At 42.1% G+C, this 912-nt stretch carries 1 protein-coding gene; it reads left to right on the top strand.

Translation table 11 applies throughout. From position 1 onward, the window contains the following. Positions 1–912, top strand: a 912-nt coding sequence (locus tag J1785_RS00700; protein WP_217218568.1) for a hypothetical protein, incomplete at both ends; no start/stop codon positions are given.

Below are 912 nucleotides of genomic sequence, written 5' to 3'. Positions count from 1 at the left end.
ATTGAGTATTCTTGGATGGAAAGATCTCAGGAAGTATCTTGGATTACCTGTAACTTTTATGGGGGCGAACTTCGAAAATTCATTGATTTATAAAGCAAATAAAGGGATGTTTGAAGAAATTAGTCTAGAAGGTCTACAACAACGAAAAGTACCTTTAGCTGAACGCCTTAAAGTATATTATTTCTCAGAAAAAATCAAATTATCAAAGACATGGAAGGATAGTGAACCCGTTCAACTCCTGCGTGTTTATGATTACCTCTCTGAAGTACTCGAAGGTCAGGAATACTACTGGACGAACAACAATACCGACAAGCAGAAGCTGCACAAGGCTTACAAAATAAGCCCTGATGCGAGGGGGCATAATGACTACAAAGATCGACGTACATGTGTCTGGCTTGCTTGTATGCGTCCTGACGACACAGAAGCGAAATTGTGTGAATTGCTATTGAAGATTACAGGTGAGGATATCCATCAAGCGAGAGAATACGAGAGCCTTCACCAGTTCGCGTTGAGAGGGGTATCACGCCAATTCGACAGTACCGAAACTCAGATTGTCTATGTGTTCGATAAATGGCAGGCTGAATCATTGAGTACAAATATTGAACATATTCCTGGAGTGCTGGAAAACGTAGCTCCAGGGGCACCAGGAAGGCCAAAAGGAGCCACAAACGCTAATAGATTGCCTGCATTGAGTGATACAAAATCGAAGCGTTTCAGTCGCTGGAAAAAGGACAATCCGGGGCTTGAATTGACTTCATTCCATGCATTCCTGAAAAGTGATGTTAATGCCGATCTCAGTACTGACGATACTACGGCTATGTTGAGCCGATTCGAAAAGGCAGTACAAAAAAGAGACGCAAACACAGTCCGAAACACCGACATGAAAAGCAATAGTATGTCCAAAAATAACCC

Source organism: Rahnella perminowiae, assembly GCF_019049755.1.
Lineage (GTDB): Bacteria > Pseudomonadota > Gammaproteobacteria > Enterobacterales > Enterobacteriaceae > Rahnella > Rahnella perminowiae.
The sequence above is the reverse complement of the archived record's forward strand: the minus strand, read 5'-3'. Positions and strand labels throughout refer to the sequence as shown.